General features: G+C 31.2%; 28 protein-coding genes. 17 read left to right on the forward strand and 11 right to left on the reverse strand.

The window, feature by feature from the left end:
- Window positions 1–120: 120 nt before the first annotated feature.
- Both tig and C8N27_RS02720 read right to left on the reverse strand, forming a co-directional pair.
- A complete protein-coding gene (gene tig / locus C8N27_RS02715) occupies window positions 121–1,443 on the reverse strand; it encodes a trigger factor (RefSeq protein ID WP_121146173.1) in 1,323 nt (440 codons plus the stop codon).
- Window positions 1,444–1,574: 131 nt separating this feature from the next.
- Complete coding sequence (locus C8N27_RS02720; RefSeq protein WP_121146174.1) at window positions 1,575–1,922, reverse strand: phage holin family protein; 348 nt, start codon at window positions 1,920–1,922, stop codon at window positions 1,575–1,577.
- Window positions 1,923–2,097: 175 nt separating this feature from the next.
- On the opposite strand from C8N27_RS02720, the gene C8N27_RS02725 reads away from it, so the two are divergent.
- From C8N27_RS02725 to C8N27_RS02735, 3 genes are all read left to right on the forward strand, one after another.
- The gene (locus C8N27_RS02725; RefSeq protein WP_121146175.1) at window positions 2,098–2,664 is read left to right on the forward strand and encodes a Crp/Fnr family transcriptional regulator; all 567 of its coding nucleotides are present in this window, start codon (window positions 2,098–2,100) and stop codon (window positions 2,662–2,664) included.
- 62 nt (window positions 2,665–2,726) lie between these two features.
- Window positions 2,727–3,305, forward strand: coding sequence for an NAD(P)H-dependent oxidoreductase (locus C8N27_RS02730; protein WP_121146176.1), 579 nt, complete (start codon window positions 2,727–2,729; stop codon window positions 3,303–3,305).
- 102 nt (window positions 3,306–3,407) lie between these two features.
- Window positions 3,408–3,857: a TlpA family protein disulfide reductase gene (locus C8N27_RS02735; protein WP_121146177.1), complete on the forward strand. Its 450-nt coding sequence runs from the start codon at window positions 3,408–3,410 to the stop codon at window positions 3,855–3,857.
- Window positions 3,858–3,880: 23 nt separating this feature from the next.
- Here the strand turns inward: C8N27_RS02735 and C8N27_RS02740 are convergent, their stop codons facing one another.
- On the reverse strand, window positions 3,881–4,261 hold the full coding sequence (locus tag C8N27_RS02740; RefSeq protein WP_121146178.1) for a hypothetical protein: 381 nt from the start codon (window positions 4,259–4,261) through the stop codon (window positions 3,881–3,883).
- 146 nt (window positions 4,262–4,407) lie between these two features.
- Between C8N27_RS02740 and C8N27_RS02745 the strand changes: the two genes are divergently transcribed.
- A complete protein-coding gene (locus C8N27_RS02745) occupies window positions 4,408–4,665 on the forward strand; it encodes a hypothetical protein (RefSeq protein ID WP_099215822.1) in 258 nt (85 codons plus the stop codon).
- 74 nt (window positions 4,666–4,739) lie between these two features.
- Here C8N27_RS02745 and C8N27_RS02750 read toward each other — a convergent pair whose 3' ends face one another.
- A complete protein-coding gene (locus tag C8N27_RS02750) occupies window positions 4,740–5,507 on the reverse strand; it encodes an alpha/beta fold hydrolase (protein ID WP_121146179.1) in 768 nt (255 codons plus the stop codon).
- 2 nt (window positions 5,508–5,509) lie between these two features.
- Complete coding sequence (locus C8N27_RS02755) at window positions 5,510–6,223, reverse strand: pyridoxine 5'-phosphate synthase (RefSeq protein WP_099215820.1); 714 nt, start codon at window positions 6,221–6,223, stop codon at window positions 5,510–5,512.
- 59 nt (window positions 6,224–6,282) lie between these two features.
- On the opposite strand from C8N27_RS02755, the gene C8N27_RS02760 reads away from it, so the two are divergent.
- The 8 genes from C8N27_RS02760 (at window position 6,283) to murI (ending at window position 14,222) form a co-directional block, all read left to right on the forward strand.
- Complete coding sequence (locus C8N27_RS02760) at window positions 6,283–6,942, forward strand: CBS domain-containing protein (RefSeq protein WP_099215819.1); 660 nt, start codon at window positions 6,283–6,285, stop codon at window positions 6,940–6,942.
- Between the two features lie 30 nt (window positions 6,943–6,972).
- Window positions 6,973–7,869, forward strand: a complete 897-nt coding sequence (locus C8N27_RS02765; RefSeq protein WP_099215818.1) for an NAD kinase — start codon at window positions 6,973–6,975, stop codon at window positions 7,867–7,869.
- 104 nt (window positions 7,870–7,973) lie between these two features.
- A complete protein-coding gene (gene porG, locus C8N27_RS02770; protein WP_121146180.1) occupies window positions 7,974–8,654 on the forward strand; it encodes a type IX secretion system protein PorG in 681 nt (226 codons plus the stop codon).
- Window positions 8,655–8,656: 2 nt separating this feature from the next.
- Entirely contained in the window at window positions 8,657–9,409 is a 753-nt protein-coding gene (locus C8N27_RS02775; protein ID WP_121146181.1) for an undecaprenyl pyrophosphate synthase, read from the forward strand.
- The gene (bamA, locus tag C8N27_RS02780; RefSeq protein ID WP_121146182.1) at window positions 9,402–11,945 is read left to right on the forward strand and encodes an outer membrane protein assembly factor BamA; all 2,544 of its coding nucleotides are present in this window, start codon (window positions 9,402–9,404) and stop codon (window positions 11,943–11,945) included. Before C8N27_RS02775 ends, bamA begins: the two co-directional genes overlap by 8 nt.
- Window positions 11,946–12,006: 61 nt before the next feature.
- Entirely contained in the window at window positions 12,007–12,810 is an 804-nt protein-coding gene (locus C8N27_RS02785) for an OmpH/Skp family outer membrane protein (protein ID WP_121146183.1), read from the forward strand.
- A gap of 37 nt (window positions 12,811–12,847) precedes the next feature.
- Window positions 12,848–13,357 (forward strand): OmpH/Skp family outer membrane protein, encoded by a 510-nt coding sequence (locus tag C8N27_RS02790; protein ID WP_099215813.1) that lies wholly within the window; start codon window positions 12,848–12,850, stop codon window positions 13,355–13,357.
- A gap of 70 nt (window positions 13,358–13,427) precedes the next feature.
- The gene (gene murI, locus C8N27_RS02795; protein ID WP_121146184.1) at window positions 13,428–14,222 is read left to right on the forward strand and encodes a glutamate racemase; all 795 of its coding nucleotides are present in this window, start codon (window positions 13,428–13,430) and stop codon (window positions 14,220–14,222) included.
- On the opposite strand, the gene C8N27_RS02800 is transcribed toward murI, so the two are convergent.
- Together C8N27_RS02800 and C8N27_RS02805 are read right to left on the reverse strand one after the other, a co-directional pair.
- Window positions 14,219–15,199 (reverse strand): PorP/SprF family type IX secretion system membrane protein, encoded by a 981-nt coding sequence (locus C8N27_RS02800; protein ID WP_121146185.1) that lies wholly within the window; start codon window positions 15,197–15,199, stop codon window positions 14,219–14,221. The genes murI and C8N27_RS02800 overlap by 4 nt on opposite strands.
- 106 nt (window positions 15,200–15,305) lie before the next feature.
- Complete coding sequence (locus C8N27_RS02805; protein ID WP_121146186.1) at window positions 15,306–16,148, reverse strand: AraC family transcriptional regulator; 843 nt, start codon at window positions 16,146–16,148, stop codon at window positions 15,306–15,308.
- A 156-nt stretch (window positions 16,149–16,304) separates the two neighbouring features.
- On the opposite strand from C8N27_RS02805, the gene C8N27_RS02810 reads away from it, so the two are divergent.
- The 5 genes from C8N27_RS02810 (at window position 16,305) to C8N27_RS02835 (ending at window position 21,732) form a co-directional block, all read left to right on the forward strand.
- On the forward strand, window positions 16,305–17,228 hold the full coding sequence (locus tag C8N27_RS02810) for a dihydrodipicolinate synthase family protein (protein WP_121146187.1): 924 nt from the start codon (window positions 16,305–16,307) through the stop codon (window positions 17,226–17,228).
- Between the two features lie 23 nt (window positions 17,229–17,251).
- Window positions 17,252–18,838 (forward strand): aldehyde dehydrogenase (NADP(+)), encoded by a 1,587-nt coding sequence (locus C8N27_RS02815; RefSeq protein ID WP_121146188.1) that lies wholly within the window; start codon window positions 17,252–17,254, stop codon window positions 18,836–18,838.
- Window positions 18,839–18,994: 156 nt separating this feature from the next.
- Entirely contained in the window at window positions 18,995–20,002 is a 1,008-nt protein-coding gene (locus tag C8N27_RS02825) for a 4-hydroxyproline epimerase (RefSeq protein ID WP_121146189.1), read from the forward strand.
- An 86-nt stretch (window positions 20,003–20,088) separates the two neighbouring features.
- Window positions 20,089–20,451, forward strand: a complete 363-nt coding sequence (locus C8N27_RS02830) for a four helix bundle protein (RefSeq protein WP_121146190.1) — start codon at window positions 20,089–20,091, stop codon at window positions 20,449–20,451.
- 36 nt (window positions 20,452–20,487) lie between these two features.
- The gene (locus tag C8N27_RS02835) at window positions 20,488–21,732 is read left to right on the forward strand and encodes an NAD(P)/FAD-dependent oxidoreductase (RefSeq protein WP_121146191.1); all 1,245 of its coding nucleotides are present in this window, start codon (window positions 20,488–20,490) and stop codon (window positions 21,730–21,732) included.
- A 71-nt stretch (window positions 21,733–21,803) separates the two neighbouring features.
- Here the strand turns inward: C8N27_RS02835 and C8N27_RS02840 are convergent, their stop codons facing one another.
- The 4 genes from C8N27_RS02840 to C8N27_RS02855 are packed head-to-tail and all read right to left on the reverse strand — an operon-like array spanning window position 21,804 to window position 26,549.
- Window positions 21,804–22,910 (reverse strand): alanine racemase, encoded by a 1,107-nt coding sequence (locus C8N27_RS02840; RefSeq protein ID WP_099215803.1) that lies wholly within the window; start codon window positions 22,908–22,910, stop codon window positions 21,804–21,806.
- A gap of 2 nt (window positions 22,911–22,912) precedes the next feature.
- Complete coding sequence (alr, locus tag C8N27_RS02845) at window positions 22,913–24,067, reverse strand: alanine racemase (protein ID WP_121146192.1); 1,155 nt, start codon at window positions 24,065–24,067, stop codon at window positions 22,913–22,915.
- A complete protein-coding gene (locus C8N27_RS02850; protein ID WP_121146193.1) occupies window positions 24,067–25,203 on the reverse strand; it encodes an amidohydrolase in 1,137 nt (378 codons plus the stop codon). The genes alr and C8N27_RS02850 overlap by 1 nt, the downstream gene beginning before the upstream one ends.
- On the reverse strand, window positions 25,191–26,549 hold the full coding sequence (locus C8N27_RS02855; RefSeq protein ID WP_244174703.1) for a sodium:solute symporter family protein: 1,359 nt from the start codon (window positions 26,547–26,549) through the stop codon (window positions 25,191–25,193). The genes C8N27_RS02850 and C8N27_RS02855 overlap by 13 nt, the downstream gene beginning before the upstream one ends.
- Window positions 26,550–26,569: the final 20 nt, after the last annotated feature.

The following is a 26,569-nucleotide window of genomic DNA, read 5'->3' on the forward strand; positions in this document are numbered from 1 at the left end:
GTTTTTGGGTTATAAAGATGTAAATATAAGAACTATTTCGTTAGTATTTTGTTACAGTTAATGGCTAAAAAAACCTGAATGTACATTCAGGTTTTTATTTATAACATCAGTAATTAACTGTTATTTGTATACTTCTTTAATAAAATCTTCGTAAGAAACTTCTTTTGTGTCAAAACTCATGTTTTCTTTATAAAAAGCTAATAATTTTTGAGAAATTAATTGCTCTTGTAAACGACGTGCTTCATCTTGGTTTTGTAAGATTCTTCCTGCGATATCATCTAATTCTTTTTCTTCTGGATTCATGTTTCCAAACTGAGCCATTTGAGCTCTAATAAATCCTTTTGCATAGTCTACTAACTCTGCATAGTCTAATTTAATATCGTTATCCTTCATAATCTTTCCTTCGATTAATTGGTAACGTAATCCTTTTTCAGACTTGTTGTATTCTTCAACAGCTTGTTCAGCAGTTAACTCTTTTTCTCCTGCAGTTTGTAACCACTTTTGTAAGAACTCAACTGGTAAATCAAACTTAGTATTATCAACTAAGTTCTCAGTAATTGCATTTAACAATTGTTGATCTGCTTGTTGTTGGAATTGCTTTTCTGCGTCTTCTTTAATTTTGTCTTTTAATTCAGTTACAGTTTTTACACTTCCATCAGCAAATAACTTATCAAATAACTCTTGGTCTAATTCTGCTGGTTCTATTTCAGTAATTTCTTCAATAGTAAATATTACAGGAATGTCTAAATCGTGAACCTCATCGTGAGATACTCCTAAAGCTCCTTGTAACTTGTGCTCGTCTTCAAATAAGTTTTTAGTTTTTAATTCTAAAACGTCTCCAACTTTAGCACCTACAAACTTTTTTAAGTTTGTTTTTCCTTTAATATCTTTTACAGAAATTGTAGATTTTTTGTTGATTTCTTTCTCTTCGTTTACGAAAGTACCAGTAACATTAGTTTCTTCTGTAGCTTCGTCTTTAGCTGACATTTTACCGTAACGAGATTGAATGTTTTCAACTTCTTTTTCGATTAACTCGTCAGTAGCAACAATGTTATATTGAGTTACTTTGTTTTTTGGCTTTAAGTTTACATCGAACTCAGGAGCTAATCCTAATTCGAACTCAAAAGAGAATTTATCAGCATCCCAATTGAAATCTTCTTGAACTCTTGGTAATGGGTTACCTAAGATATCTAACTTCTCTTCAACTAAGAATTTGTTTAACGACTCTTGTAAAAGCTTGTTTACCTCATCAATCATTACTGATTTTCCGTATTGCTTCTTTACCATTCCCATTGGTACATGACCTTTTCTAAACCCAGGAATGTTAGCTGTTTTACGGTAATCGTTTAATACTTTTGTTACTTTATCTTGATAATCTTCTGCAACAATATCAACTTTTACAACTGCATTTAATGCATCTACGTTTTCTTTTGTTATATTCATCTTAAAAATCTGTTTCTTAAAAAATCGGGTGCAAAATTACTACTTTATTTATTGATAACCAAGACTTTTAGCTATAAGAATATTATCTTTTTTACCTCCCTTATTTTCTAGTTTTTAATGTTTTAGGTTACTTATTCGTCTCCTTCTTTTAATAGCGAAAACATTAATGATCTGAAAATTGACAGCAATACACTGAACAAGAGCGCTGTAAAAAATCCACTAACTGCAAATCCTGACACTAGTTTATCTGCCAATAATATAATTACTGCATTAATTACAAATAAGAATAATCCTAGTGTAACGATGGTTGCTGGCAATGTAAAAAACACTAGTAACGGACGCACAAATAGGTTTAACAACGCAATTACTACCGCTACAATTACTGCGGTTGTATAACTTTCTACGGTTACCCCTGGTAAAATATTTGCCAAAACAATTACTGCCAATGCAGTTAATAATACTTTTAAAAATGTTTTCATTTTTCTTTTTTATTTAATTGGTTATGAATTATAAATTTACTCTTTTTTTCACTGAAACTATTAATTCATAACACTTCATATACTTTACCACAACCATACCAAAAACAGAAAACTGCTGTTTTGGCAGGTTTAGAAGTTTTGTTTTAATTTCGCTTTATTTATAACAAACCTTTTAATGCTCAAAAAACATCTAACCTCCTATAATATCCTTACTAAAGAAGAAATAGACGATTTTGTGAATTTAGTCAGGTACAAAAAACTTAATAAAGGTGATTTTTTCATACAAGAAGGAAACACTTGTAAAGAAGTTGCTTTTATAGCTTCGGGTATTTTTAGATCCTTTTATCATTCGTCTAACGAAAAAGAAGCTACCTATTGTTTATTATCAGAAAACTCGTTTGTTACCGCTTACTCGTCTTTTATTTCTCAAACAAAAACCAACGAGAACATTCAAGCGTTAACCGATGCTGAACTATACAGCATCTCCAAAGAGCAATTTGTAGCCCTAGAAAATTCAAGTACTAATTGGTTACGTCTTTTTAAAATATTTGCTGAGCAAGAATATATAAATCTTGAGAACAGAATTTTTGTTTTACAAAATGAAAGCGCTGAAAACCGTTATAAAAAACTACTAGAAACACACCCTAACTACCTGCAAACCATTTCACTCCAACACCTTGCTTCTTATTTAGGTATTACGCAACGACATTTGAGCCGAATTAGAAAATCAGTTTTTTATTAGACAATTGTCCTTTTTAGGCTTGTAAAACCACCCGTAATTTGCTTCATAATCTTAACTATATTATGAAGAATATTTTATTAATAAACGGACATCCTGATAAAGAAAGTTTTAACCATGCACTAGCTGCTTCATATAAAAAAGGTGTTTTGGAAACCAACGCTACAATTGAAGAAATTACTATTGCCGATTTAAACTTTAACCCAACTCTTAAGTATGGTTACCGAAAAAGAACTGAACTTGAACCAGATTTATTAACCTCTTTGGCTAAAATTAAAAAAGCTAATCATATTGTTTGGGTTTTTCCTATTTGGTGGGCAGGCTACCCTGCAATAATGAAAGGTTTTATTGACAGAGCTTTTTTACCTGGAATTACTTTTCAGCCTGTTGAAGGAAAACCTTTTCCTGAAAAGCTTTTAAAAGGTAAAACTTCTCGACTTATTATAACTTCTGACACCCCTGGTTGGTATGATTATCTTTTTATGAAAAGACCTGCTATTAGGCAGTTTAAAAAAGGAACATTGGAGTTTTGTGGTATTAAACCTGTTAAAACCACTTTCCTTTCAGTAATAAAAGATTCAACCACAGAACAAAGAAATTTGTGGTTAAATAAAGTATATACATTAGGTAAAAACCTACAGTAATAAACTCTACTCTACAAGCTAAAGAATGTTTTTAGCTTGTAGAGATTTAAAAGCTTCTTCTTTTTAAATAACTTTGCTAAAAACTTCAATTAAAAACCTAAAATGGATACTAGCAAAATTGTAACCTCAATAAAAGTTACCAACTTTAATCAAAATGAAGTTAATTTACTTGAAAAGTATGCTAACAAAATTCTATTATTGTTGTTTTACAACAATGCTTGTTTAGGTTGTACAGGAAGAGCTATTCCATTAGCTTATAAATTTAAACAAACCTACAAGGATATTGAAGTTATTGGTATCCATAGTAATTTTAGCAGCAACAATGTTACCAAAGATGATATTCTAAGTATTTTTACTATAAACGAGCTCCCTTTCCCTATCTATATAGACAACAATCATAAAATGTATGATTTTTTTAACTCGGAAGGAACACCACAATGGATATTGTTAACTCCTGACGGTGAAGTATATCGTTCTATCTTTGGTTCGCAAGACAACGCGCAAAATAGATTGTATTATGCTTTGGAGAGTTTAACTGAAAATGAAGGTTAGTTTTTAAAGCAACCGTTAAGTTATTATTTCTTTAAGACTTCTGAAACTTGAGTTGCTATCGCTTCTTTTACTTCTTTATCTTCTAACAACAAGTGTATTAGATTATCTTTTACCTTGCTTTTTATATCTAGCAAGTTGTATTTAGATGCTGGTTCACTTGCTTTAGCTACACCATTTAAAAACATTTCTCCTTTTCCTGTAAGCAACCAAGTTGGGTTTATCTCTGGAAAAGAATGTAGAATTTTGTTTAACACATTACTTTTAAATGACGATTTTCTTCTTATTGCTGTTCCAATAGAATTATTAGACACATCAATAATCTCCTCAAAAGACCTAATATTTAACCTTTTATAGTTAATTATTTCTTCTACTCTCTTATATGTTTCATCTACAAAATCGCTCATTGAAAAATAACTTTTTTCTAAATTTTATTTAATTTTGTTTTCGTATTTAGATTTTTGTTTGTATTTTTACTTCGTAATAAGTACAGGATACGTACAAATATAAATTAAAAAGTGCTATCAACTTCTAAAAAACAATTTGAGTTTTTATGATAACTGCTATACAACGAAAAGAATTAGAAAAAATAAAACCACCTAAATACCGTGAAAAGGTAAAAAACTACTTAAGTAAAAACGGTCATGATTTTTCTTTAGAAACCATACAAAAAGTATATTCTGGTAAAAGAAAAAATTTAACTATTGAAAAAGCTATTGTGGTTGTTTTCCATAACTATATGAAAGATCAACAAGCTATTGACAGTAATATAAATAGCTTGATTAATGAAATAAACAGTGATTTCCCTTAATACATTTTTGTTTTTCGCCGGGGGGCGAGTATTTTAAGCGAGGGACTAGGGATTAATAAATTCCTCCTCGCTTTTTACTTTAGAAAAGTTATAGCTTCTTTATAAAAATCCTTTGGATTTTCAGCATGTAGCCAGTGCCCAGCATTGGCTACAGTTTTTACTACTGCTTTTGGAAAGTGTGCTTGAATTAAAGGCTCATCTTCATTTGAAATATATCCTGAATTTGCTCCGCGTAAAAACAACGTATCTCCTTCAAAAACTGTAAAAGAAGGCAACGCTACCCCTACCTCACTATTATTTTCTGTTAACGATTTTAAATTAAAACGAAATGCTAATTCGTCTTTTGTTTTTCTATAAACGTTTTTGGCTAAAAATTGACGAATTCCTTTTTCTGGAATTAACTCTGCTAGCTTTTCATCTACTAACTTACGTGAGGTTTGTACTGAAAAATCTACAGAGTTTAAAGCTGCTAAAATCTCGTGATGATGTGGCGGATACATTCTTGGTGAAATATCTGCAACAATTAGTTTATTTACTAACTCAGGATATTCGGTTGCGAACAGCATTACTGTTTTCCCACCCATGGAATGCCCTAACAAATCTACTTTTTCTAGGTTATAATGTTGAATATAATTGTACAAATCACCAACCAATAATTCGTAGTCAAAAGCGTCTGTATGAAAGCTTCGTCCATGATTTCGTTGATCTATCAAGTGTACCTCAAAACCGTCTTCTGCAAATTTATTGGCATGTGATTTCCAATTATCACCCATACCAAAATATCCATGCAAAATAAGCAACGGCTGTCCTTCTCCAATTATCCTTGAATGTAATACTTCCATAATTATTGCAAACGATGTAAATACATATTCACAACATTCTCTAAGCCTAAATACAAACTTTCTGATATCAACGCATGTCCTATTGACACTTCAGCCAAATAAGGAATGTTTTGTTTAAAAAATTGAATATTATCTAAACTTAAATCATGACCTGCGTTAACTCCTAGCCCTACTTCATTTGCCAATATAGCTGCTTCTGCGTACACTTTTACAGCTTCTTTATTTCCTTTTTCGTACTGCGTTGCAAATTCTTCAGTATACAACTCAACTCTATCTGCTCCTGTTTTTGCAGCAGCTTCAATTAGTTTTAAATCTGTATCAATAAAAATTGATGTTCTAATTCCTGCACTTTTAAATTCAGCAATCACATCTTTTAAATACGATTGATGTGTTATAGTATCCCAACCAGCATTAGACGTAAGTTGGTCTACACTATCAGGAACCAATGTTACTTGTGTTGGCTTAATTTCTAACACCATTTGCTTAAACTTATCAATTGGATTCCCTTCAATATTGTATTCAGTTGTTACAATTGATTTTAAATCATAAGCGTCTTGATAACGAATATGACGTTCATCTGGTCTTGGGTGAATTGTGATTCCTTCTGCCCCAAAATCTTGTATATCGGCTGCTACTTTTAGTAAATTAGGTACGTTCCCACCTCTAGAATTACGAAGTGTAGCTATTTTATTAATATTAACACTTAACTTTGTCATGCTATAAAATTAGACTACAAAGGTAACGCATTCCAACATTTTAAACTATATTCGTAGTAATGAAAATCAACGATTTTATATTAAAAGAAATTAAAGCACTCTCACTAAACAGCACTGTAAAAAGTGCTCAAAAACTGTGTAATGATTTGCCTATAACCCATATTCCTGTTGTTGAAAACAACAGATTAGTAGGTTGTTTGCCTGAAAGTGATATTCAGACAATAGAAAATAAAAATCGTACACTTAGAGAGTACTCGTACTTATTAGACCATTTTTACACAAATGAAAATGCAACTTTACTCGATTTAATTGCTTTATTTGCTGATAATGACTCGAATTTAATTCCAGTTCTTGATAAAAACCTGCATTATGTAGGTTACTATGAATTGAGTGATATTTTAGATGCTTTTGCAAACAGCCCTTTTTTACATAATGAGAGTGATACTTTGATTATTGACAAGAATAAAACAGATTATTCTATGAGTCAGGTAGCACAAATAGTTGAAGCAAGTAACGGTAAATTATTGGGCGCATATATTTCTTCTGAAAATATAAATAGTATTGAAGTTACTCTTAAAATTGTTTCTGAAGAAATAAATGAAATCATTCAAACATTTCGTAGATACGGCTACAATGTTATTACTCAACACAAAGATGATTTTTATTTAGAAGAACTAAAAGATAGAGCTGCCTATTTAAGGAAGTACTTAGATATGTAATTTTTTCAATAACCAAACAAAACTCCAAAAGTGAAAAAAGTCGCTATTTACGGACAAGCTTATACCACACTTGCAGAAAAAGAAGTTAAAATTCTTTTAACCATTTTAGAAAAACATAACATTGTTGTTTTTTTTGAACAACAGTTCTATAATTTATTTGTTGAAAATAATTCGCTAAGCAAAAAGTACCCCACTTACGCACACTTTAATGACTTATCAAATACTTTTGATGTGATGTTTACCATAGGTGGAGATGGTACTATTTTGAGAGCCGTTACCTATATTAGAGATTTAGATATTCCTATTATGGGTATTAACACTGGGCGTTTAGGTTTTTTGGCTACGATTCAAAAAGATCAAATTGAAGAAGCAATTAACTTGATGCTTAAAAAAGAATATACACTTCAAGAGCGTTCTTTATTACAAATAGAAACATCTCCTGCTACAGAAGATTTTACCGAACTTAACTTTGCTCTTAATGAAGTTACTATTGCTAGAAGAAATACAACTTCTATGATTGGTATTAAAACCTCATTAAACACAGAGTATTTAACGAATTACTGGGCTGACGGGTTAATTATAGCAACTCCAACGGGCTCTACAGGTTATTCTCTTAGCTGTGATGGACCTGTTATTTTACCAAATTCAAAAAGTTTTGTTATTACTCCTATAGCACCGCATAATTTAAATGCGCGTCCAATGGTTATTCCAGATGATACAGATATTCTTCTGGAAGTTAGCGCAAGAGAAAAAGATTTTTTAATTTCTTTAGATTCTCGAATTACTACAGTTCCTATAGATACTAAAATAAAAATACGAAAAGCTCCATTTACCATAAAAAGTGTTTTACCAAAAAATCAATCTTATTTGAATACCTTGCGTGGAAAACTATTATGGGGAGAAGATATACGAAATGAATCGTTATAACGATGTTAATTACAATAAAAACGTAAAAAAAAAGTTAATCAAAAAGACGGATTATTAACTTTTTAAAGCAAATTCAATTCCCTATATTTGCACGCTATTTTACAATGAGAGGACTTATTTTATTAATATTATTGGCTTGTGTAGTAACACCATTACAATCACAAACACACGAAATTGGTTTTTTTGCCGGTGGTTCTAACTATGTTGGTGACATTGGTAGTACAAACTACATATACCCTAATGAGTTTGCAGGCGGACTTGTATACAAATACAATTTAAACCCAAGAATTGCCTTAAGAGGAACATATACATACATACCTGTTTCTGGTAATGATAATGATGCCGATAATGCTTTTCGTCAAAATAGAGGTATTAGCTTCTCAAATACTATTCATGAGTTTGCTGCTGGAGTAGAATTTAATTTCTTTGATTACAATATCAACGATTACAGAACTACATTCACTCCATACATCTTAGCAGAAGTTGCTGCTTTTAATTATAAAAGCCCAGAACCAACTTCTTCTAGTAATACAATTCTTTTAAAAAATAAATTCTCTTACACTGTACCTGTAGGTATAGGACTTAAAGGAAGGTTAGCAGATAATTTTGCTATCGCATTTGAAACAAGTGTACGATTTACATTTGTAGACGATATAGACTTTACAACAGATAGAATAAACTCATTAGACTTTGGAGGTAATGGAAACGACTGGTATGTGTTCTCAGGAGTTTCTATTGTATATACCTTTGGAAGACCGCCTTGTTTTGGTGGAATAGCAGAATAATTATGGAAGAAAAACTACAGCGCATTAACTTACAAAAAGTACCAAACCACATTGCTATAATTATGGATGGTAATGGTAGATGGGCGAAAGGTAAAGGGATGCAACGTGTTTTTGGACATAGAAATGCTTTAACAGCCATTAGAGAAACAGCAGACACAGCTTCTGAGCTAGGTATTAAATTTTTAACTCTATATGCTTTTTCTACCGAAAACTGGAACCGTCCAAAGTTAGAAGTAGATGCTTTAATGAGCTTACTGGTAACTACCCTAAAAAAAGAACTCCCAGAATTTCAACGTAAAAATGTAAGAGTTAATGCTATTGGTAACTTAGCTAATTTACCTAGCAATGCTCAAAAAGTATTAAACAAAGTTATTGATGCAACTAAAAACAATACTAAAATTACTTTAACCTTTGCTTTAAGCTATGGTTCAAGAGAAGAAATTGTTAATGCAATCAAAAACATTTCAAAAAAAGTTGTTAATAACGAGATAGAAATTGAAAAAATTAACGAGAAAATTATAAATAATCATTTATATACGTTTAATTTGCCCGACGTTGATTTAATGATACGTACAAGTGGGGAACAAAGAATAAGCAATTATTTACTTTGGCAAATGGCTTATGCTGAGCTGTATTTTACAGATGTATTATGGCCTGACTACAGAAAAGAACATCTTTATGATGCAATAATTGATTATCAAAACAGAGAAAGAAGATTTGGAAAAACCAGCGAACAGATTGAAACCAATGAATAAATATTCGTATTTACTAGTATTTTTTATCACCCTTTTTGCGGTGAGTACTCAAGCACAAAACACAACTCCTAAAGACAGCATTACTTCAAATGTTATTTCCTATGAAAAAGGGAAAGAGTATATTTTAGGTGGAATAACTGTAACTGGCTTACAAAAATTTAGTGAACAAACAGTAAGAATATATACTGGCTTAGTAGAAGGTCAACCAGTTAAATTACCTGGTGATAAACTTACAAGTGCTATTAAAAAGTTATACGAAAGCAAGCAGTTTAGTGAAGTAGATGTATACTTATCTAAACGTGATGGTGAAACTGTATACCTTCAATTTGACGTAACTGAATTACCTCAATTAACTACTGTTACTATTTCAGGAGTAAAAAAATCACAGATTAAAGAGATTAAAAAAGAAACTGAATTAAAAAAGGGAGCAATGGTTACAGATAACCTTATTGTAACCACACGTAACTTTATTAAAAAGAAATATACTGATAAAGGTTTCTTAAAAACAAAGGTTTCACTAGACACAAAAAGAGACACATCTGATGTTAATACTGTTAGCATGGCTATTTTTATTGACAGAGGTAACCGTATAAAAATTAAAGAAATCAACTTTACAGGTAATGAAGCTATGTCTGACGCTTCTTTAAGAGGTGCTATGAAAAACACTAAACGTAAAGTTTTTGGTCGTTTTTGGAAAGCTTCTAAATATATTTTAGATGATTATAAAGAAGATTTAAAAAGCATTCTTGAAAAGTACAGCGAAAATGGATATCGTGATGCTAGAATTTTGTCTGATAAGGTAGTTTGGAATGACGACAACACCATAAACCTCGAAATTGAGGTTGAAGAAGGTCGTCAATACCGTTTTGACGAAATAATTTTCATTGGAAACAAAGAGTACACTGATGAACAATTAAATAACATCTTACGAATTGACAAAGGAGATATTTATAACGGAAAAGTTTTAAAAGAGCGTATTTCTGGAGACGGTACACCTAATTCTCAAGATATTCAAACATTATATCACAATAACGGTTTCTTATTTTCTCAAGTAAATGCAGTAGAAACTAAAGTAGAAAATGACTCTATTACTGTTGAAGTTCGTATTAGAGAAGATGAGCCTGCAACTATAAAGAAAGTAACAGTAACAGGAAATGACAAGACAAACGATCATGTAATCTATAGAGAATTACGTGTTAAGCCAGGAGATTTATTTAGTCGTCAAAATATTATTAGATCTATCCGTGAAATAGGACAATTAGGTTTCTTCGATACAAATGTAACTCCAGATGTTAAGCCAAACTATCAAAATAAAACAGCGGATATAGATTTTTCTGTAGTTGAAAAAGGTGGTAGTCAAATTGAACTACAAGGTGGTTATGGAGGAGGTTCCTTCATTGGTACTTTAGGATTATCTTTTAACAATTTCTCTGTTAGAAACATTTTTAACAAAGAAGCTTACAAACCTCTTCCTATGGGAGACGGACAAAAACTATCTTTACGCTTACAAGCTAGTAGAACATATAATACCTATAGTTTCTCTTTTACAGAACCATGGTTAGGAGGTAAAACACCACAATCTTTGTCATTTTCTGTGTATTTATCTAATCAATATCGTTACGATTACACAACTTATAATGTAAATAAAGATGAAAGTTTAAGTATTATTGGTGCCTCTATAGGTTTAGGAAAGCGTTTAAAGTGGCCTGATGATTATTTTACACTTTCTCAAAATATTAGTTACCAAAGAATTGAGTTACAAGATTACGGATATAGAGTAGGTTCTTCAAACAATATACTAAGTCAAGGAGATTTAAATAACTTAGCATATACATTTGCATTGAGTCGTAATTCAGCTGGGCCTAGTTTAATTTTCCCTACTTACGGTTCTGAATTTACAATAAAAGCTAAAGCTACTTTCCCTTACTCTTTAGTAAACGGAAAAGACTATACTGAACCAACAAACCCAACACCTGATGAACGTCAAGCTTACTTAGCTGATAAATATAAATGGTTAGAGTATTACAAGATTTCTGCAAAAGGTAAATGGTATACCTCTCTAGCTAATAAGTTAGTATTAATGTCTAATTTTGAAATGGGTTATTTAGGATCTTATAACGATAAATTAGGATTAACCCCTGTTGAGAGATATTTTGTAGGAGGAGATGGTATTGCTCAAGGACAATTAGATGGACGTGAAACAATAGGTTTAAGAGGTTACGAAAACAATCGTATTTCTTCTCTTGATGGTGGTGCTATTTACAACAAATTTCAATTGGAATTACGTTATTCTATTACTGATAAACCTTCTGCATCTATTTATACAGTAGGATTTTTAGAGGCAGGTAATTCTTATGACAATTTTAGTGAGTTTAATCCGTTTAAATTAAAACGTTCAGCTGGAGTAGGTGTTCGTATATTTATGCCTGCATTTGGATTATTAGGTATCGATTTCGCACATGGTTTCGATCCGTTACCTGGTTTAACTGAAAAGTCAGGTTGGCAAACGCATTTTATAATTGGAAGACAGTTCTAAAATCATGCATTTATAATGCGTCTAGGTTTTGGCACGGTTTTTTCTAAACACATTATACAAGATGAAAAAAAATATTTTATCAATCGTTCTTTTACTTGTAACAGGTATAACCGTTGCCCAAAAAAATCAACGTATAGCTTATATTGATATGGAGTATATTCTTCAAAGTATCCCTGCATATTTAGAAGCTCAAAACTCCTTAGACGCTAAAGTTGAAAAATGGAAAGCTCGATTAGACAAAGAGGCTCGTGCTATTGAAGTTTTAAAAACTGATTTAACAAACGAAAAAGCCATTTTAACTAAAGATTTAATTGAAGAGAGAGAAGAAGATATTTCTATTAAGCAAGAATCTTTAAGAAGATTAGAGTCTTTATATTTTGGTCCAAATGGTGATATGTATAATTTAAGAAAGCAATTAGTAAAACCTGTACAAGACCAGGTATACAACGCTGTACAAACAATTGCTTCTAGGAAAAAGTATGATTTTGTTTTTGACAAATCCAGCGATTTAGTTATGCTGTATTCCAACAAAAAACACGATATTAGCGACCTTGTTGTACAAATGATTAATATAGATCAAAGAAAACAAGCTAAAAAGGATAAAATAGAAGCTAAAAAATCATTACTTAAAAATGATAACTTAAGTGATGAGCAAAAAGAAAAAATAGCAAAAAAAGCTGAACTAAGAAAGAAAAAAGAAGCTGATAGACTTGCTAAAATTAAACAAATTGAAGAAAAAAGAAAACAACGTTTAAAAGAACGTGCTGATAAAAGAAAGCTTTTACAAGAAAAAAGAAAAGCCTTATTAAAAGCTCAAGAAGAAGCTAGAAAGAAAAAAGAGGAAGAAACAAAAGAGAACAAATAAATCAAGAATAAAATAACTTTAATTAAATTAAACAAAGATGAAACATTTAAAAACGTTATTATTAGTTGCAATTTTTACGATTGGATTAGGTGGTGTGGCGAATGCACAAAAAACTGCACATATTAACACTGATAAATTATTAGCTGAGATGCCTGCTACAAAAGCTATGAAAGCAGAGTTAGAAAAGCTAAACAAAACATACCGTGACGACATTGAAACAATGTACAAGAAACTAGAAGCTAAAATGAAAAAATATGAAGCTGAAGGTAAGAGTCAAACACAAGAAGTAAACCAAAAAAGAGCTCAAGAAGTTCAACAAGATAGATTAAGAATTAGTCAAGCTGAGCAAGCTGCTGGTAAAGAAATGCAAAAGAAATACCAAGAGAAAACTATTCCTATTTTAAAGAAAGCTGAGGACGCAATTAAAGCTGTTGCTTCTGAAAGAGGAATTATCTATGTTTTTGATGCTGCTCCAGGTAAAGGTTTAATCGTTTACGACAAAGGAGAAGATATCTACGATGCTGTAAAAGCTAAATTAGGATTCTAAAAAAGAATACGTATATTTTATATAAAAATCCTGCTGTTTAAACAGCAGGATTTTTATTTTTGTTATAAGTATGAAAACTATTGCACAACAACCTATTGGTATTTTTGATTCTGGTATTGGTGGTACATCCATATGGAAGGAAATTCATCAACTTTTACCTCAAGAAAACACTATTTACCTATCAGATAGTAAAAATGCTCCTTACGGGCAAAAATCAACACAAGAAATAGTTGATTTATCGATTAAAAACACAGAGTTTTTAATTAATAATGGAGCTAAAATTATTGTTGTTGCTTGTAATACAGCTACTACTAATGCTATTCAATATTTAAGGAACAATTACGAAATTCCTTTTATTGGTATAGAGCCTGCAATTAAACCTGCTTCATTAAATACTAAAACAGGTACAATCGGTATACTAGCAACAAAAGGTACTTTAAATAGTACTTTATTTGAAAAAACCACCTCTAGTTTAAATGATGAAATTAACGTTATAGAACAAGTTGGAGAAGGTTTGGTTGAACTAATAGAAAATGGTAAGATTCATTCTGACGAGATGACTTTTTTATTAAAAAAGTACATACTTCCCATGTTGGAGAAAAAGTGTGACTATATTGTTTTGGGCTGTACCCATTACCCATATTTACTCCCTCAAATACAAAAAATTACTGGAAATAAAGTTAAAATTATAGACTCTGGTGAAGCTGTTGCTAAACAAGTAAAAAATGTTTTATCACAAAATGACTTGCTTAACCTGAGTAACAAACTTCCGAAAAACACTTTTTATATTAACAAAGACAAAGCTGTTCTGGAAGTTATGCTCAAAGAATATCAAAACAGTGAAATCAACTTCCTTGATTTTTAATACGTAAAACTTCCATTAATATTAGGACACGCTGCAGCTCTTCTCTTTATGCAGAATAAATTTACTCCTAAAGATAATTGATGAAAGCCTCCATTTGAAAATAACACATCACCTGTTTGTTGTGTGTAAGTGTACGCAAACATCCATTTCTTGTAATTAACTCCTACTATAGGTGTTATATATTGAGAGTCTCCAAAAACATTTCCATCAAAACTTCTTCTATAAGATAAGGCAGCCCATAACTGAGTTTCATTTAAAGTCTTATATACTTTGAAGTTTATGTCAGCTATTTTTTCTCCAGTTTGTTCTTTATATTGAAACATTAATGATGGTTCGAATTGTAGCTTTTCTTTATCTCCAAAGAAATAGCCTCCTCCTAAAATATAATTTCTAATATTATACGACTCGAAATCAGGATTTAAGTTGTTTTTTGCTGATAAAAAAAGGTTTTTTACTGTAAAATAAGATGATAATCCATTTTTATGATATGCCATACCAAAGTCAGCATTAAAATAAAAATCACTTTCTATAACCTGACTTACAGCTGGATCATTTACAAAGGTTCTTTGGTCTCTCTCATTCTGAACTACAGAAAAAGACAATCCAAAAGATAACTGATTAAAAAGATTTTCATTCCCCATATCAATGTGATATGCATAAGTACCTTGAATTCCTTTTTGTGAATGATATCCATTTTTATCGTTAAAGAGAATTACTCCTAATCCAGTATTTGAGTACTCACCTAATTTTGTGTGAAAACTCGCTGTTTGCAAAGCAGGAGCATCATCTACCCCTAACCATTGTTGTCGTGCTGTTAATCGTATTTTTCCACAATCACCAATACCAGCAGCAGCTGGATGTAATAAATACACATTGTCTGATAAATAATCTGCATAAATAGGCAACGTTTCTTGTCCTGAAACTCTAAAAATTATGCATAAAAATAAAAAAGTAATAGTAGCAATTCTTCCCCCCATAAAATTTATTAATAGTAAAAGAATTCCAAATATAGTTAAGAGATCTTATATTTTATGTTAAATTTTGTAAATAAGGGATATTTACGCTAAAATAAAGCAATAATAATCATTTTTTTTTCTTAAATGTTGTTGGACTTATATTCTTAACTTCTTTAAATTTTCTATTAAAGTTAGATAAATTATTAAAACCACACTTATAAGCTATTAAACTAATAGGCATACTTTTATCTGAAATCAATAGCTTACAAGCATTCTCTATACGTAACTCATTCAAAAAAGTAAAATACGTCTTATTTGTTCGTTGTTTAAAATATCTACAAAAAGCATTGGGGGTCATATTAGCCTTTTCTGCAATCTCGTACAAATCAATATTTTTATCAAAATTATTCATTGTAAAGTCCATAACATTACGCATTCTCTTTCCTTCATTATCAGTGTATCTCCTTGGATATACAAAACTTGCCAGCTCAGTTGTTTTTGAGTTTACTACTATTTTTAAAACTTCAAGCAGCCCTATAAATCGATTAAGATTCGTAGATTTTTGTAAACCTAAAAATATCTTCATCACTTCACTTCTATTTTCAACAAGTTTAAATCCTGATATTGATTTTTCAAAAAAAGTGATTAACTCTTTAAAGTCATCCAATAAAAAAAAATCTTTCCCAAAAGAACTCTTTGTAAAGAATAATGAAATCATGAAAGATTCTTTTATAACAGAAGCATCGCTTTTAAAAACATGTGGCAAGTTACTTCCTATAACTAGAACATCTCCCGATGAATATTTGTTAATTGTATCACCTACAATTAACGTTCCTTCTCCTTTTACAATAACACATAACTGAATTTCTTCATGTTGATGGAACTTATCATAAAAATACTTCTCTCTATCTTCTTGATAAATTAGTCCAATGTTTTGAGTTTTTGGTATTTTAAAGGGTAAAACTTTCATTGATAAATTGCTATTCTTATTCAAAAATATGCAAATACTATTAATATAATAAAACAAATACATTATATAGGTTAATATAGTATTACTATATGGTAATTTCAAGTTAAAACTCTCTTTATCTTACACATAACTTTGTAATGAAAAAACAATATTACAATGAGTATAAATTGGAAAGGTGTAATGCCAGCGGTTACTACAAAGTTTACAAATGATGATACTTTAGACTTAAATATGTTTGAAGTAAATATTAAAGCACAATTGGAAGCAGGCGTGCATGGAATTGTTTTAGGAGGCACCCTAGGGGAAGCCAGTACATTATCTGATGATGAAAAAAGAACACTAACTAGAACAACCGTTAACTTAGTTAACAATCAAGTTCCTGTTTTAATGAATATTGCTGAACAAACTACCAAAGGAGCTATTAAAGCTGCTCAAAAAGCGGAAGAAGATGGTGCTAAAGGTTTGATGATGCTTCCTCCTATGCGCTATAAAGCAGGAGATAGAGAAACTGTTGAATATTTTAAAGCAGTAGCTAACAATTCATCACTACCAATTATGGTATACAATAATCCTGTAGATTATAAGATTGAAGTTACATTAGATATGTTTGATGAGCTTTTAAAATGCAATAATATAGAAGCTGTTAAAGAATCAACCAGAGATATATCAAACGTTACAAGAATTAAAAACCGTTTTGGAGATCGATTAAAAATAATGACGGGTGTTGATACTTTGGCTTTAGAAAGCTTATTGATGGGTGCTGATGGTTGGATTGCTGGTTTGGTTTGTGCTTTCCCAAAAGAAACTGTGGCTATTTATGAATTGCAAAAAGCAGGCCGCATACAAGAAGCATTAGAAATATATCGTTGGTTTTTACCATTGTTAGAATTAGATATAAATCCTAAATTAGTACAAAATATTAAGTTAGCAGAAGTGGCTACAGGTATTGGAACTGAAAATGTACGAGCTCCACGATTACCTTTAATAGGTGAGGAACGTAAACATGTTTTAAATGTAATAGAAGCTGGATTAAAAAACAGACCAACACTACCTGATTATAAAGCTTTAGCTACTTACTAATTAACTCTCTACCTCATTAAAATATGATTACAGGAAAAAACTATATAGGAAATCAATTATCAGCTTTAGGAAACAAAACTTATAAAACTTTCAACCCTGAATTAAATCAGGAAAATAAACAGGTCTTTTCTGAAGCAACTCAAGAAGAAATTAACGAAGCTGTCAATTTAGCCTCAAAAGCGTTTAAAAAGTATAGAACTATTTCAGGTGAAAGAAAAGCTGAGTTTTTGAATGCTATTGCTGATGAAATTTTAGCCTTAGACAATGAATTAATACAAACTTATTGTTCTGAATCTGGTTTACCAGAAGGACGCGCAAAAGGAGAGCGAGGAAGAACTGTATTTCAATTACGTTCATTTGCTGATTTGGTTAAAGATGGTTCATGGGTAGAGGCTACTATTGATACTGCTATACCTAATAGAGAACCAAACCCTAAATCAGATTTACGTAAAATGAATATTCCGTTAGGTCCTGTAGTAGTTTTTGGTGCTAGTAATTTCCCTCTTGCTTATTCTACAGCAGGTGGAGATACAGCAGCTGCTTTAGCAGCTGGCTGTCCTGTTATAGTGAAATCACATCCTATGCATGCTGGTACTGGTGAACTTATAGCTTCTGCCATAATTAAAGCAGCAGAAAAAACAGGAATGCCTAATGGTGTATTTTCTAACTTAAATTCGAGTGGTATAGAAGTGGGACAACAATTAGTTACTCACCCAAAAGTAAAAGCTGTTGGTTTTACAGGAAGTATTAGAGGCGGTAGAGCTTTGTTAGATTTAGCTGCAAAACGTGAAGAACCAATTCCTGTATTTGCAGAAATGGGTAGTATTAACCCAGTAATTATGCTTCCAAAAGCATTACAAAATAGAACTGATAGTTTAGCTAATACCTATGCTAATTCTATCACTTTAGGTACTGGACAATTTTGTACCAACCCAGGTTTAATTCTAGGGTTAAAAGGAGAAAATTTAACAAACTTTATTAACTCATTAGCTCAAAAGATTGTAGAAATCAACCCTAGTTGTATGTTACATCCTAATATTATTGGAGCATATGAGAATAATAAAACTAAAGCTCTTAATCAGGAAGGTTTAACATTAGTAACTACATATGAAGAAAGTACTCAACCTAACTATGCTGCACAAGTAGTTACAACTGTTGAAGGAAAAACATTTTTAAATAATCCAAACTTACATCAGGAGGTATTTGGACCATACTCTATGGTTGTGCAATGTGAGAATGAAGAACAATTAGAAGAAATTATTTCAAATTTAGAAGGACAACTTACTGGAACTGTAATTTCAGATGATAATGAAGTAGTAAACTACCCTACTGTAATTGCTGCCTTACAAAACAGGGTTGGAAGAATTATTTTTAATGGTGTTCCTACAGGAGTAGAAGTTTGTCCATCAATGGTACATGGAGGCCCTTACCCCGCATCTACAGATAGTAGGTTTACAGCTGTTGGAGTTAATTCAATTAAACGTTGGGTACGTCCTTTTAGTTATCAAGATTGGCCCAACCATATATTACCTCAAGAACTAAAAAATGAAAACCCTTTACATATTTTACGTTCTGTTAACGGTACACTAACAAAAGGAGAAATAATATAACAAAATTTAATATTTTCTTTAGAAAATCTCTGAGTGTAAAACCTTACTTTTGGAGCATCTAAAGAAATTGAAATAAAGCCAGCTTCGTCTTTCCAAATAGAAAAATTTGAAGGGTTTTTTCTACTACAGAATACAAGCTGGCGATTCAATTTTAAGATGAAAAAAACTTTTTTTTGCATTGACGCACATACTTGTGGAAACCCTGTTAGGGTAGTTGCTGGTGGAGGTCCTAATTTAATAGGAAACAACATGAGCGAAAAACGTCAACACTTCCTAAAAGAATATGATTGGATTCGAAAAGGTTTAATGTTTGAGCCTCGTGGTCATGATATGATGAGTGGTTCAATTTTGTTTCCTCCTCATAATCCAGAAAACGATTTTGCTATTTTATTTATTGAAACTTCTGGATGTTTACCAATGTGTGGACATGGGACTATTGGTACAATAACTATTGCTATTGAGGAAGGATTAGTTACTCCTAAAGTTTCTGGAAAAATTAAAATGGAAGCTCCCGCTGGTTTAGTTGAAATTGAATACCAACAAACAGGCAAAAAAGTCGATTGGGTTCGACTAACCAATGTAAAAAGCTATTTAGCAGCTCAAGGACTCACTATAGATTGTCCTGAATTAGGAGAAATTACTTTTGATGTTGCTTATGGCGGAAACTATTACGCAATTGTAGACCCTCAAAAAAACTTTTCAGGAGTTCACAATTTTACTGCTTCTAAAATTATTCAATACTCACAAGTTGTTAGAGAACGAATCAATGAAAAATATCCTGATCAATTTATTCATCCAGAAAATGATACTATTAGAGATGTAACTCATATGTTGTGGACAGGTAGCCCTATTGACCCTACTTCATCAGGAAGAAATGCTGTTTTTTATGGTGATAAAGCAATTGACAGAAGTCCTTGTGGTACAGGAACCTCAGCACGTTTAGCACAGTTATATGCTAAAGGAAAGTTAGAAGTTCGCGAGGAATTTATTCACGAAAGTTTTATAGGAAGTAAATTTATTGGTCGAGTTGAAAAAGAAACTACTTTAGATGGTAAGTTAGCCATTGTTCCTAGTATTCAAGGATGGGCAAAAGTATATGGGTACAACACCATCATTATCGATGATGAAGATGATCCTTATGCTCATGGTTTTCAAGTTATTTAACACAATTAATTAATGAGAAAATGAGTTAATGAGAAAATAAATTTTCTATATAGTAGAACTATTAATTATTTTGGTTAACAAAAATCATGAATAAAACGGATTTTATAGAAAGTATTAAAAATAAAACTAAACAATTAGCTGTAGATATTATCCTATTATATAATCAAATACAAAAAACTGATGCTACTAGAGTTATTGGAAAACAACTAATTAGATCTTCAACCTTAGTTGCTGCAAACTATAGAGCAGCTTGTATTGCTCGTTCACAAAAAGAGTTCTTTGCAAAAATGTCTATTGTTACTGAAGAAGCAGATGAGACATTATTCTGGTTAGAATTATTAAAAGATTCTAAACTAGCTTCTGAAGATCAACTAAGACCTTTGATGAAAGAAGCATTAGAAATAGTTAAAATTGTTTCTAAAGCACGAAAAAGCTCAAGAAGTAATTAATTCAATATATCATTAAAACATTAAATCACTAAATCATTGAAACATTGTATAATCATTGGTGGTGGAATTATAGGTTTAAGTTCCGCATATTACCTTCAAAAAGAAGGACACAAAGTAACTGTAATTGAAAAATCAGATTTTTCATCAGGAGCTTCATTTGCTAATGCTGGGATTATTACTCCTAGTCATATAGTTTCTTTGGCTGCTCCAGGAATGATTTCCAAAGGGTTAAAATGGATGCTTAGTTCTACTAGTCCATTATCTATTAAACCTCGTTTAGATTATGACTTCTTACAATGGGCTTGGTTTTTTAAAAAATCTGCAACACATACAAAAGTAGCTGCTTCTATTCCTGTTATTAAAGACATTAATTTATTCAGTAGAGAATTATACGAAGAAATAAAGGCTTCAAAAGATTTTGACTTTCATTATCAGCATAAAGGATTGATGATGTATTATAAAACTGATAAAATGGGAGAAGAGGAATGGAATGTTGGAAAGCTTGGTATAAAAGAAGGGTTGAAAGTTGAACATTTAACTAAAGAAGAAACTCAAAAACTCGAACCTAATATTCAATTGAATATTAAAGGAGCTGTATATTATCATTCTGATGCTCACATGACTCCAAGTGAATATATGAAACAACTTAAGATGTACTTAGAACAAAATAATGTTACCTTTTTGTCTAATGAAGAAGTTCTAGATTTTCATGTTTCTAACAATACAATAAAATCAATCAATACAAAAAACAACACGATTGTTGCTGATGAATTTATTTTAACCACTGGATCTTGGACACAGAAGCTAGCAAAAAAATTAGGAATTAATATTCCTGTGCAAGCTGGTAAAGGTTATCGGATTAATGTAAAAAACGATACTGGTATTACATTTCCTGCCATTTTAACGGAAGCTAAAGTTGCAGTAACACCAATGAATGGATTTACACGTTTTGGAGGTATGATGGAAATTGCTGGAATCAATAACAAAATAAATAAGAAGAGAGTAAATGCTATCGTTAACGCTAGTAAAAGTTATTACAACAATTTAAACATCAACCAAAAAGAAATAGATAATGTTGAGAGTGGCCTACGCCCTTGCTCTCCTGATGGTTTGCCTTACATTGGTAAGCTTTCAAATCTTAAAAATGTAACTGTGGCTGCAGGGCACGCGATGATGGGTTGGAGCTTAGGGCCTGCTACTGGTAAATTAGTTTCTGAAATTATCGATGATAAAAAAACAAGCCTAGATATTACTCCTTTTAATGTTGAACGTTTTAACTAAATTAAAAACTCAAGAAACTAAAATAATAGCTCTTGAGTTTTTTTTAAAACAAACAATAAAAAAACAGACTTTTAAATATCTTTTACGTAGACTTTATCTATAAATTTCGAAATCAAGAGTCTAGCTACTCCCATATAACTAAGCTTAAACTTAACCTTATCACCTACTTTATACTTTATATTTCCTGATTCATCTTTATTCAACCCAACATCAATTACTAACATATCAGAAGTTATCCCAACAAAAGAAATATCTTTATCTTCAACTTCAATATCATCTTTATCTACATCTAATAAACCAAAATCTAAGATAGCCTTGTAAGATGTTTCTTGTATATCACTTTCATCATATTCTGAGGTGTGACCAATACTTGCTTCACTAATAATACCATCAGGCACTATTTTCTTTTTTTCTAATTCTATTACATTGGCATAAAACTCAAATGTTTCCGTGTGTAAATCTTGAAATCTTTTATTTTCTAATGGGCTTACTCCAAAAAAGGCAGCTTCTCCTATTCTAAAATGATTAATATCCTTAGGGGCTACTCCATTTTCCACCAACGGTAATGTAATTGACGTCCCTCCAGAAACATATCTTAAATTCTTGTTGAATTTGGCTGATATAAGCTCTTTATATAATGATAATTGTAATAGCTTATCATATGTAGGTTCTACTCCATACATACACCCTAAATTTGAACCTATGCCTATTACTTCAATATTAGATAAATTGAATACTTTTTCATAAAACCCTAAAATATTATCTCTCTTTACCCCTTCTCTTAATTCACCCATTTCAATCATAATAATGATTTTATGAATTTTATTTTTCTTCTTAGCTGCTTCATTTAGCGACTCTATAGTAGATAAAGAGCTATTTAAAGAAATATCGGCATACTCCACTACATCATCTGCATAAATGTTTGCAGGAGGTTTTATATATATAGTTCGTAAATCTGGATTTACTTCACGTAGATTACGTAAACTTGTTAACCTAGAGTCTCCTATCGAATTAATGTTTTCGGTTACATCTGGAGTTAAAATTTCTCTTAAAAATGTTTTATCTCCCGAGAAAACTTTTGTTACCAAACTCCACTCTATATTGTTTTCCTCAAAAAAGTTGCTTAGCTTTTTTATATTATCTTTTATTCTTTCAGAATATATAATTAATTCTGCCATAATTATTTTGTTATTATTCTTGGTAAATTCTCAGGAAGTCTTGTTAATAATTCATAATTGATAATCTGTATCGAATCGTTAAATGATGAAACTGTTATTTCAACATCACCTTGACTTCCAATTAATACAACCTCATCTCCTTTTTCAATAGTATCAGCATGTGTTATATCCACCGCCATCATATTCATATTAATAGTTCCTATTATTTTATGCCTTTGACCTCTTATTAAAACTTTTCCTTTATTACTCAAAGAACGACTATACCCTGAAGAATATCCCACAGGTATAATTGCTATCTTAGTTTCTTGATTTGTAAAATATGATGTACCGTAACCAATAAACTGACCTGCCTTTATGGTTTTAACATCCATTACTTCTGTTTTCCAAGATATAATTCTTTTTAGTGGATTTTCTACAATTTTCTCTTTGGTTAAATAATGAACCAATATTTCCTTTGTTGGAAAAAAACCAAATTGTAAAATACCAACCCTAACCAAATCCAATCTTGTCGTCGGATATCTGATTGTAGCTGCTGAACTTGCTAAATGGTATGTTGGATTGAATAAATCAAGTTCTTCTATTCTCTTTCTTACATTTTTAAATTTTTTCTTTTGATCTGTTATTCTCTTATAATTTGATATACTTTCTGCTCCAGCTAAATGAGAACAAATTCCTTTTACATCAATAAACTCTTTATATTTTTCAATATACTTAAGAACTCTTGTTGCCTCTTTTGGAATAAATCCTGTTCTATTCATTCCTGTTTCTATTTCTAAATGAATTTTAGCTCTTCTTTTTACTTTCTTTGCTGCTTCTATTGCTTTTTGCAGTCTATTTTCTTCAAAAACAAAAAACTCTATACCGTTTTCTACTGCCCATGGTAACTGATTATTTTCTATCATTCCCATTATCATAATGGTTACATCTTCATAAGGTAGTGTTTTTTTTACATCAAAAGCCTCATTTGCATCAGAAACACTAAAGTGCCTTACACCATACTTATATGCCAGCATACAGTAGGTTTTAATTCCATGTCCATAGGCATTACCTTTTACTACGGATGAAAAAATAGTAGCCTCTCCTATTATTCCACGTATAAAGTTGATGTTATTTTTTATAGCTGATTCAGATAATTCTAAATACGATGTATGAGTCATTATTGTTGAACTTCTTTTAAAATATTATAAAATAATTGTGCTCCTGTTACTGTTACTTCATCAGGAAAATCATAATCTGGATTATGCAATGCTGGTGTATCTTTTCCTGCTCCTAGTCCAAATATAGCTCCTTTAAACTGTTGTGTAAACAGCCCGAAATCTTCTCCCCATTTAAACGGAGTATTTATTTCATTAATTGATAATTTTTGTTTTGTTGCTGCTTTTTTTATATAATCAACAGCTTCTTTATGATTTTTATTTGCATAAAACTCTTCAAACCAAGAAGTATTAATGTTTAACTTTTCTTTTTCTTCAAGTTTTTGAAGTAGTTGTTCTATTTTTTGTTGTTTCTCGTTCATTAAACTTGTACTCCAACTTCGTAGTGTAAGGTGTACTTCTCCATATCCTGCTGATACTCCATAGGCTTTTTCTCCCATAGTTATGTGCACGGGAGTAGCTAAAAAGAAATCAGAATCTTCTGGTGTATTTTTAGTTTCTTGTTTTATAAAATGAAGAATTTCAGCAATTGCATTGGCTGGATTAAATCCTTTTTCTGGCTCTGCTGCATGGGCTGTTTTTCCTTCTAAAGTAATTACAACACTTTTTACATTACTAGTAAACTCATTTTCTTTTACAACTATTTCTTGTTTAGTAAAACCAGGTAAATTGTGTAGTGCAAACGCATAGTCTATATTGAGTTCTTTAAAAGAAGAATCTTCTAACACTGATTGTGCTCCTCTTCCATTTTCTTCTGAAGGTTGAAAAAGCAATACTATTTTTCCTTTGTGTAACGGTTTCTCTGTAAGAAGTTTTGCTACCCCAAGTAGAATTGCTGTATGTCCATCGTGTCCACATTTATGTGAGACTCCTTCATTTACAGATTTATGTTCAAAACTATTTATTTCTTGAATAGGCAATGCATCAATGTCTGCCCTAAGCATAACTGTTTTACCCTCTTTATTCCCATCAAAAATTGCTAACAACCCTGTTTTAGCCACTGGTAATACATCACAAGAGGTATGTTCCTTTAAAAAAGCTTGTATTCTTTTCTTAGTTTCATATTCTTTTTCAGAAACTTCAGGAAACTTATGCAGCTCTTTTCTAATCTTCTCTAAAGTATCCTTTAGGCTTTCCATGTTTTTTGGTTGTTAATTAACTGAATTGTTGAAAACACTATTGCTGATAGTGTTATTCCAAAGAAATTTGCATCCAAGCCAAAAGGTAATTTTACTTCTAAAATAATTAATAATAAAGTAGTTAACCCTCCTGAAATCATAGCGTAAAATGCTGCAATAGGAGAAGGCTTTTTTAGCAATAATGTTCCTAAAACAGGAACTAACAAACCTGACACCATAAATGCATAAGAATACAACATCAACTCTAATACATTTTGCATTTTTGTTGCTAATATAATGGCTAAACCTCCTATTAAAAAGGTTATAAACTGTGAGTTTCTTATGCTGATACTCTTCTTAAAATATCCAAAAATATCTGTTGTTAAGTTTCCTGATGCTGCCATTAAACAACTATCTGCTGTAGACATAATTGCTGAAAAATAAGCTGACATCATTAAGCCCATTAAACCTACTGGTAAAATACTTCTTAATAACAGCGGAAGCCCTAACTCAGCATCTAACTCTACTCCTGGTGCATATCCTATACTAGCAAACATTCCTTGTTCGTAGGCTACTCTTGAAAACAGTCCTAAAGCAACTCCCATAAATGCCATTATTGGATATTCAAATAGTCCTGCAATTCTCCACGCCTTTTTAGCTGTTTCTTCATCTTTACATGCATAAATTCGTTGATATAAAGTCATTCCAACAAACCAAATTGGTACAATGGTAATTATCCAATTAAACATATCTATAAACGAAACGTTTGTTAATGATAAAAAACTAGCTGGTAAAATTCCTTTTATTCCGCTCCATCCTCCTACTTCTATATAACCAATAGGTATTCCAATACCTATCAATCCTACCATAAGAATTATCCACTGAATAGTATCTGTATAAATAACAGCTTTAATCCCTCCAATAACTGTATACACAACAGCTATAACTCCCATTATTAAAACTGCATTTGTTATAGATATTGATGGAAATGTAGCTGATGCTAGTTTTGCTCCTGCTAAAATTTGTGAACTCGTAAAACCGATGTAACCAATTAGCGAAATAATACCCGCCATTAGAGCCACTCTTGTATTATAGTGAAATGCTAACGATTCTGGAAATGTTAAAAAATGATGTTTTTTTGCTATAGGGTATACTTTTGGGATTAAAAAAACGGCGCTTATCCAAGCACCTAACAATCCTGTAAAAAGCATCCAACTACCGGAGAGCCCCATTAAAAAACCTAGGCCTCCTAAGCCAATAGAAAAACCTCCTCCTACATCAGTTGCAACAACAGATAGTCCTATATGACCCGCTGACATATTTCTTCCTCCTACATAGTAATCGTCTTTTGATTTGTTTTTATTCATGAAGTAAATACCTACTCCAA

It is taken from the genome of Tenacibaculum discolor (assembly GCF_003664185.1).
GTDB classification, from domain to species: domain Bacteria; phylum Bacteroidota; class Bacteroidia; order Flavobacteriales; family Flavobacteriaceae; genus Polaribacter; species Polaribacter discolor.

Bases quoted from the DNA above. Each gene is read 5' to 3' on its own strand.
- C8N27_RS02735 (WP_121146177.1), top strand. From the start codon at position 3,408: ATGGATACTAGCAAAATTGTAACCTCAATAAAAGTTACCAACTTTAAT.
- C8N27_RS02745 (WP_099215822.1), top strand. From the start codon at position 4,408: ATGATAACTGCTATACAACGAAAAGAATTAGAAAAAATAAAACCACCT.
- porG (WP_121146180.1), top strand. From the start codon at position 7,974: ATGAGAGGACTTATTTTATTAATATTATTGGCTTGTGTAGTAACACCA.
- C8N27_RS02810 (WP_121146187.1), top strand. From the start codon at position 16,305: ATGAGTATAAATTGGAAAGGTGTAATGCCAGCGGTTACTACAAAGTTT.
- C8N27_RS02785 (WP_121146183.1), top strand. From the start codon at position 12,007: ATGAAAAAAAATATTTTATCAATCGTTCTTTTACTTGTAACAGGTATA.
- C8N27_RS02740 (WP_121146178.1), bottom strand. From the start codon at position 4,261: ATGAGCGATTTTGTAGATGAAACATATAAGAGAGTAGAAGAAATAATT.
- C8N27_RS02840 (WP_099215803.1), bottom strand. From the start codon at position 22,910: ATGGCAGAATTAATTATATATTCTGAAAGAATAAAAGATAATATAAAA.
- C8N27_RS02730 (WP_121146176.1), top strand. From the start codon at position 2,727: ATGAAGAATATTTTATTAATAAACGGACATCCTGATAAAGAAAGTTTT.
- murI (WP_121146184.1), top strand. From the start codon at position 13,428: ATGAAAACTATTGCACAACAACCTATTGGTATTTTTGATTCTGGTATT.
- C8N27_RS02750 (WP_121146179.1), bottom strand. From the start codon at position 5,507: ATGGAAGTATTACATTCAAGGATAATTGGAGAAGGACAGCCGTTGCTT.
- C8N27_RS02825 (WP_121146189.1), top strand. From the start codon at position 18,995: ATGAAAAAAACTTTTTTTTGCATTGACGCACATACTTGTGGAAACCCT.
- C8N27_RS02855 (WP_244174703.1), bottom strand. From the start codon at position 26,549: ATGAATAAAAACAAATCAAAAGACGATTACTATGTAGGAGGAAGAAAT.
- C8N27_RS02815 (WP_121146188.1), top strand. From the start codon at position 17,252: ATGATTACAGGAAAAAACTATATAGGAAATCAATTATCAGCTTTAGGA.
- C8N27_RS02850 (WP_121146193.1), bottom strand. From the start codon at position 25,203: ATGGAAAGCCTAAAGGATACTTTAGAGAAGATTAGAAAAGAGCTGCAT.
- C8N27_RS02755 (WP_099215820.1), bottom strand. From the start codon at position 6,223: ATGACAAAGTTAAGTGTTAATATTAATAAAATAGCTACACTTCGTAAT.
- C8N27_RS02790 (WP_099215813.1), top strand. From the start codon at position 12,848: ATGAAACATTTAAAAACGTTATTATTAGTTGCAATTTTTACGATTGGA.
- C8N27_RS02720 (WP_121146174.1), bottom strand. From the start codon at position 1,922: ATGAAAACATTTTTAAAAGTATTATTAACTGCATTGGCAGTAATTGTT.
- C8N27_RS02805 (WP_121146186.1), bottom strand. From the start codon at position 16,148: ATGAAAGTTTTACCCTTTAAAATACCAAAAACTCAAAACATTGGACTA.
- C8N27_RS02725 (WP_121146175.1), top strand. From the start codon at position 2,098: ATGCTCAAAAAACATCTAACCTCCTATAATATCCTTACTAAAGAAGAA.
- C8N27_RS02760 (WP_099215819.1), top strand. From the start codon at position 6,283: ATGAAAATCAACGATTTTATATTAAAAGAAATTAAAGCACTCTCACTA.
- bamA (WP_121146182.1), top strand. From the start codon at position 9,402: ATGAATAAATATTCGTATTTACTAGTATTTTTTATCACCCTTTTTGCG.
- C8N27_RS02830 (WP_121146190.1), top strand. From the start codon at position 20,089: ATGAATAAAACGGATTTTATAGAAAGTATTAAAAATAAAACTAAACAA.
- C8N27_RS02775 (WP_121146181.1), top strand. From the start codon at position 8,657: ATGGAAGAAAAACTACAGCGCATTAACTTACAAAAAGTACCAAACCAC.
- C8N27_RS02800 (WP_121146185.1), bottom strand. From the start codon at position 15,199: ATGGGGGGAAGAATTGCTACTATTACTTTTTTATTTTTATGCATAATT.
- alr (WP_121146192.1), bottom strand. From the start codon at position 24,067: ATGACTCATACATCGTATTTAGAATTATCTGAATCAGCTATAAAAAAT.
- tig (WP_121146173.1), bottom strand. From the start codon at position 1,443: ATGAATATAACAAAAGAAAACGTAGATGCATTAAATGCAGTTGTAAAA.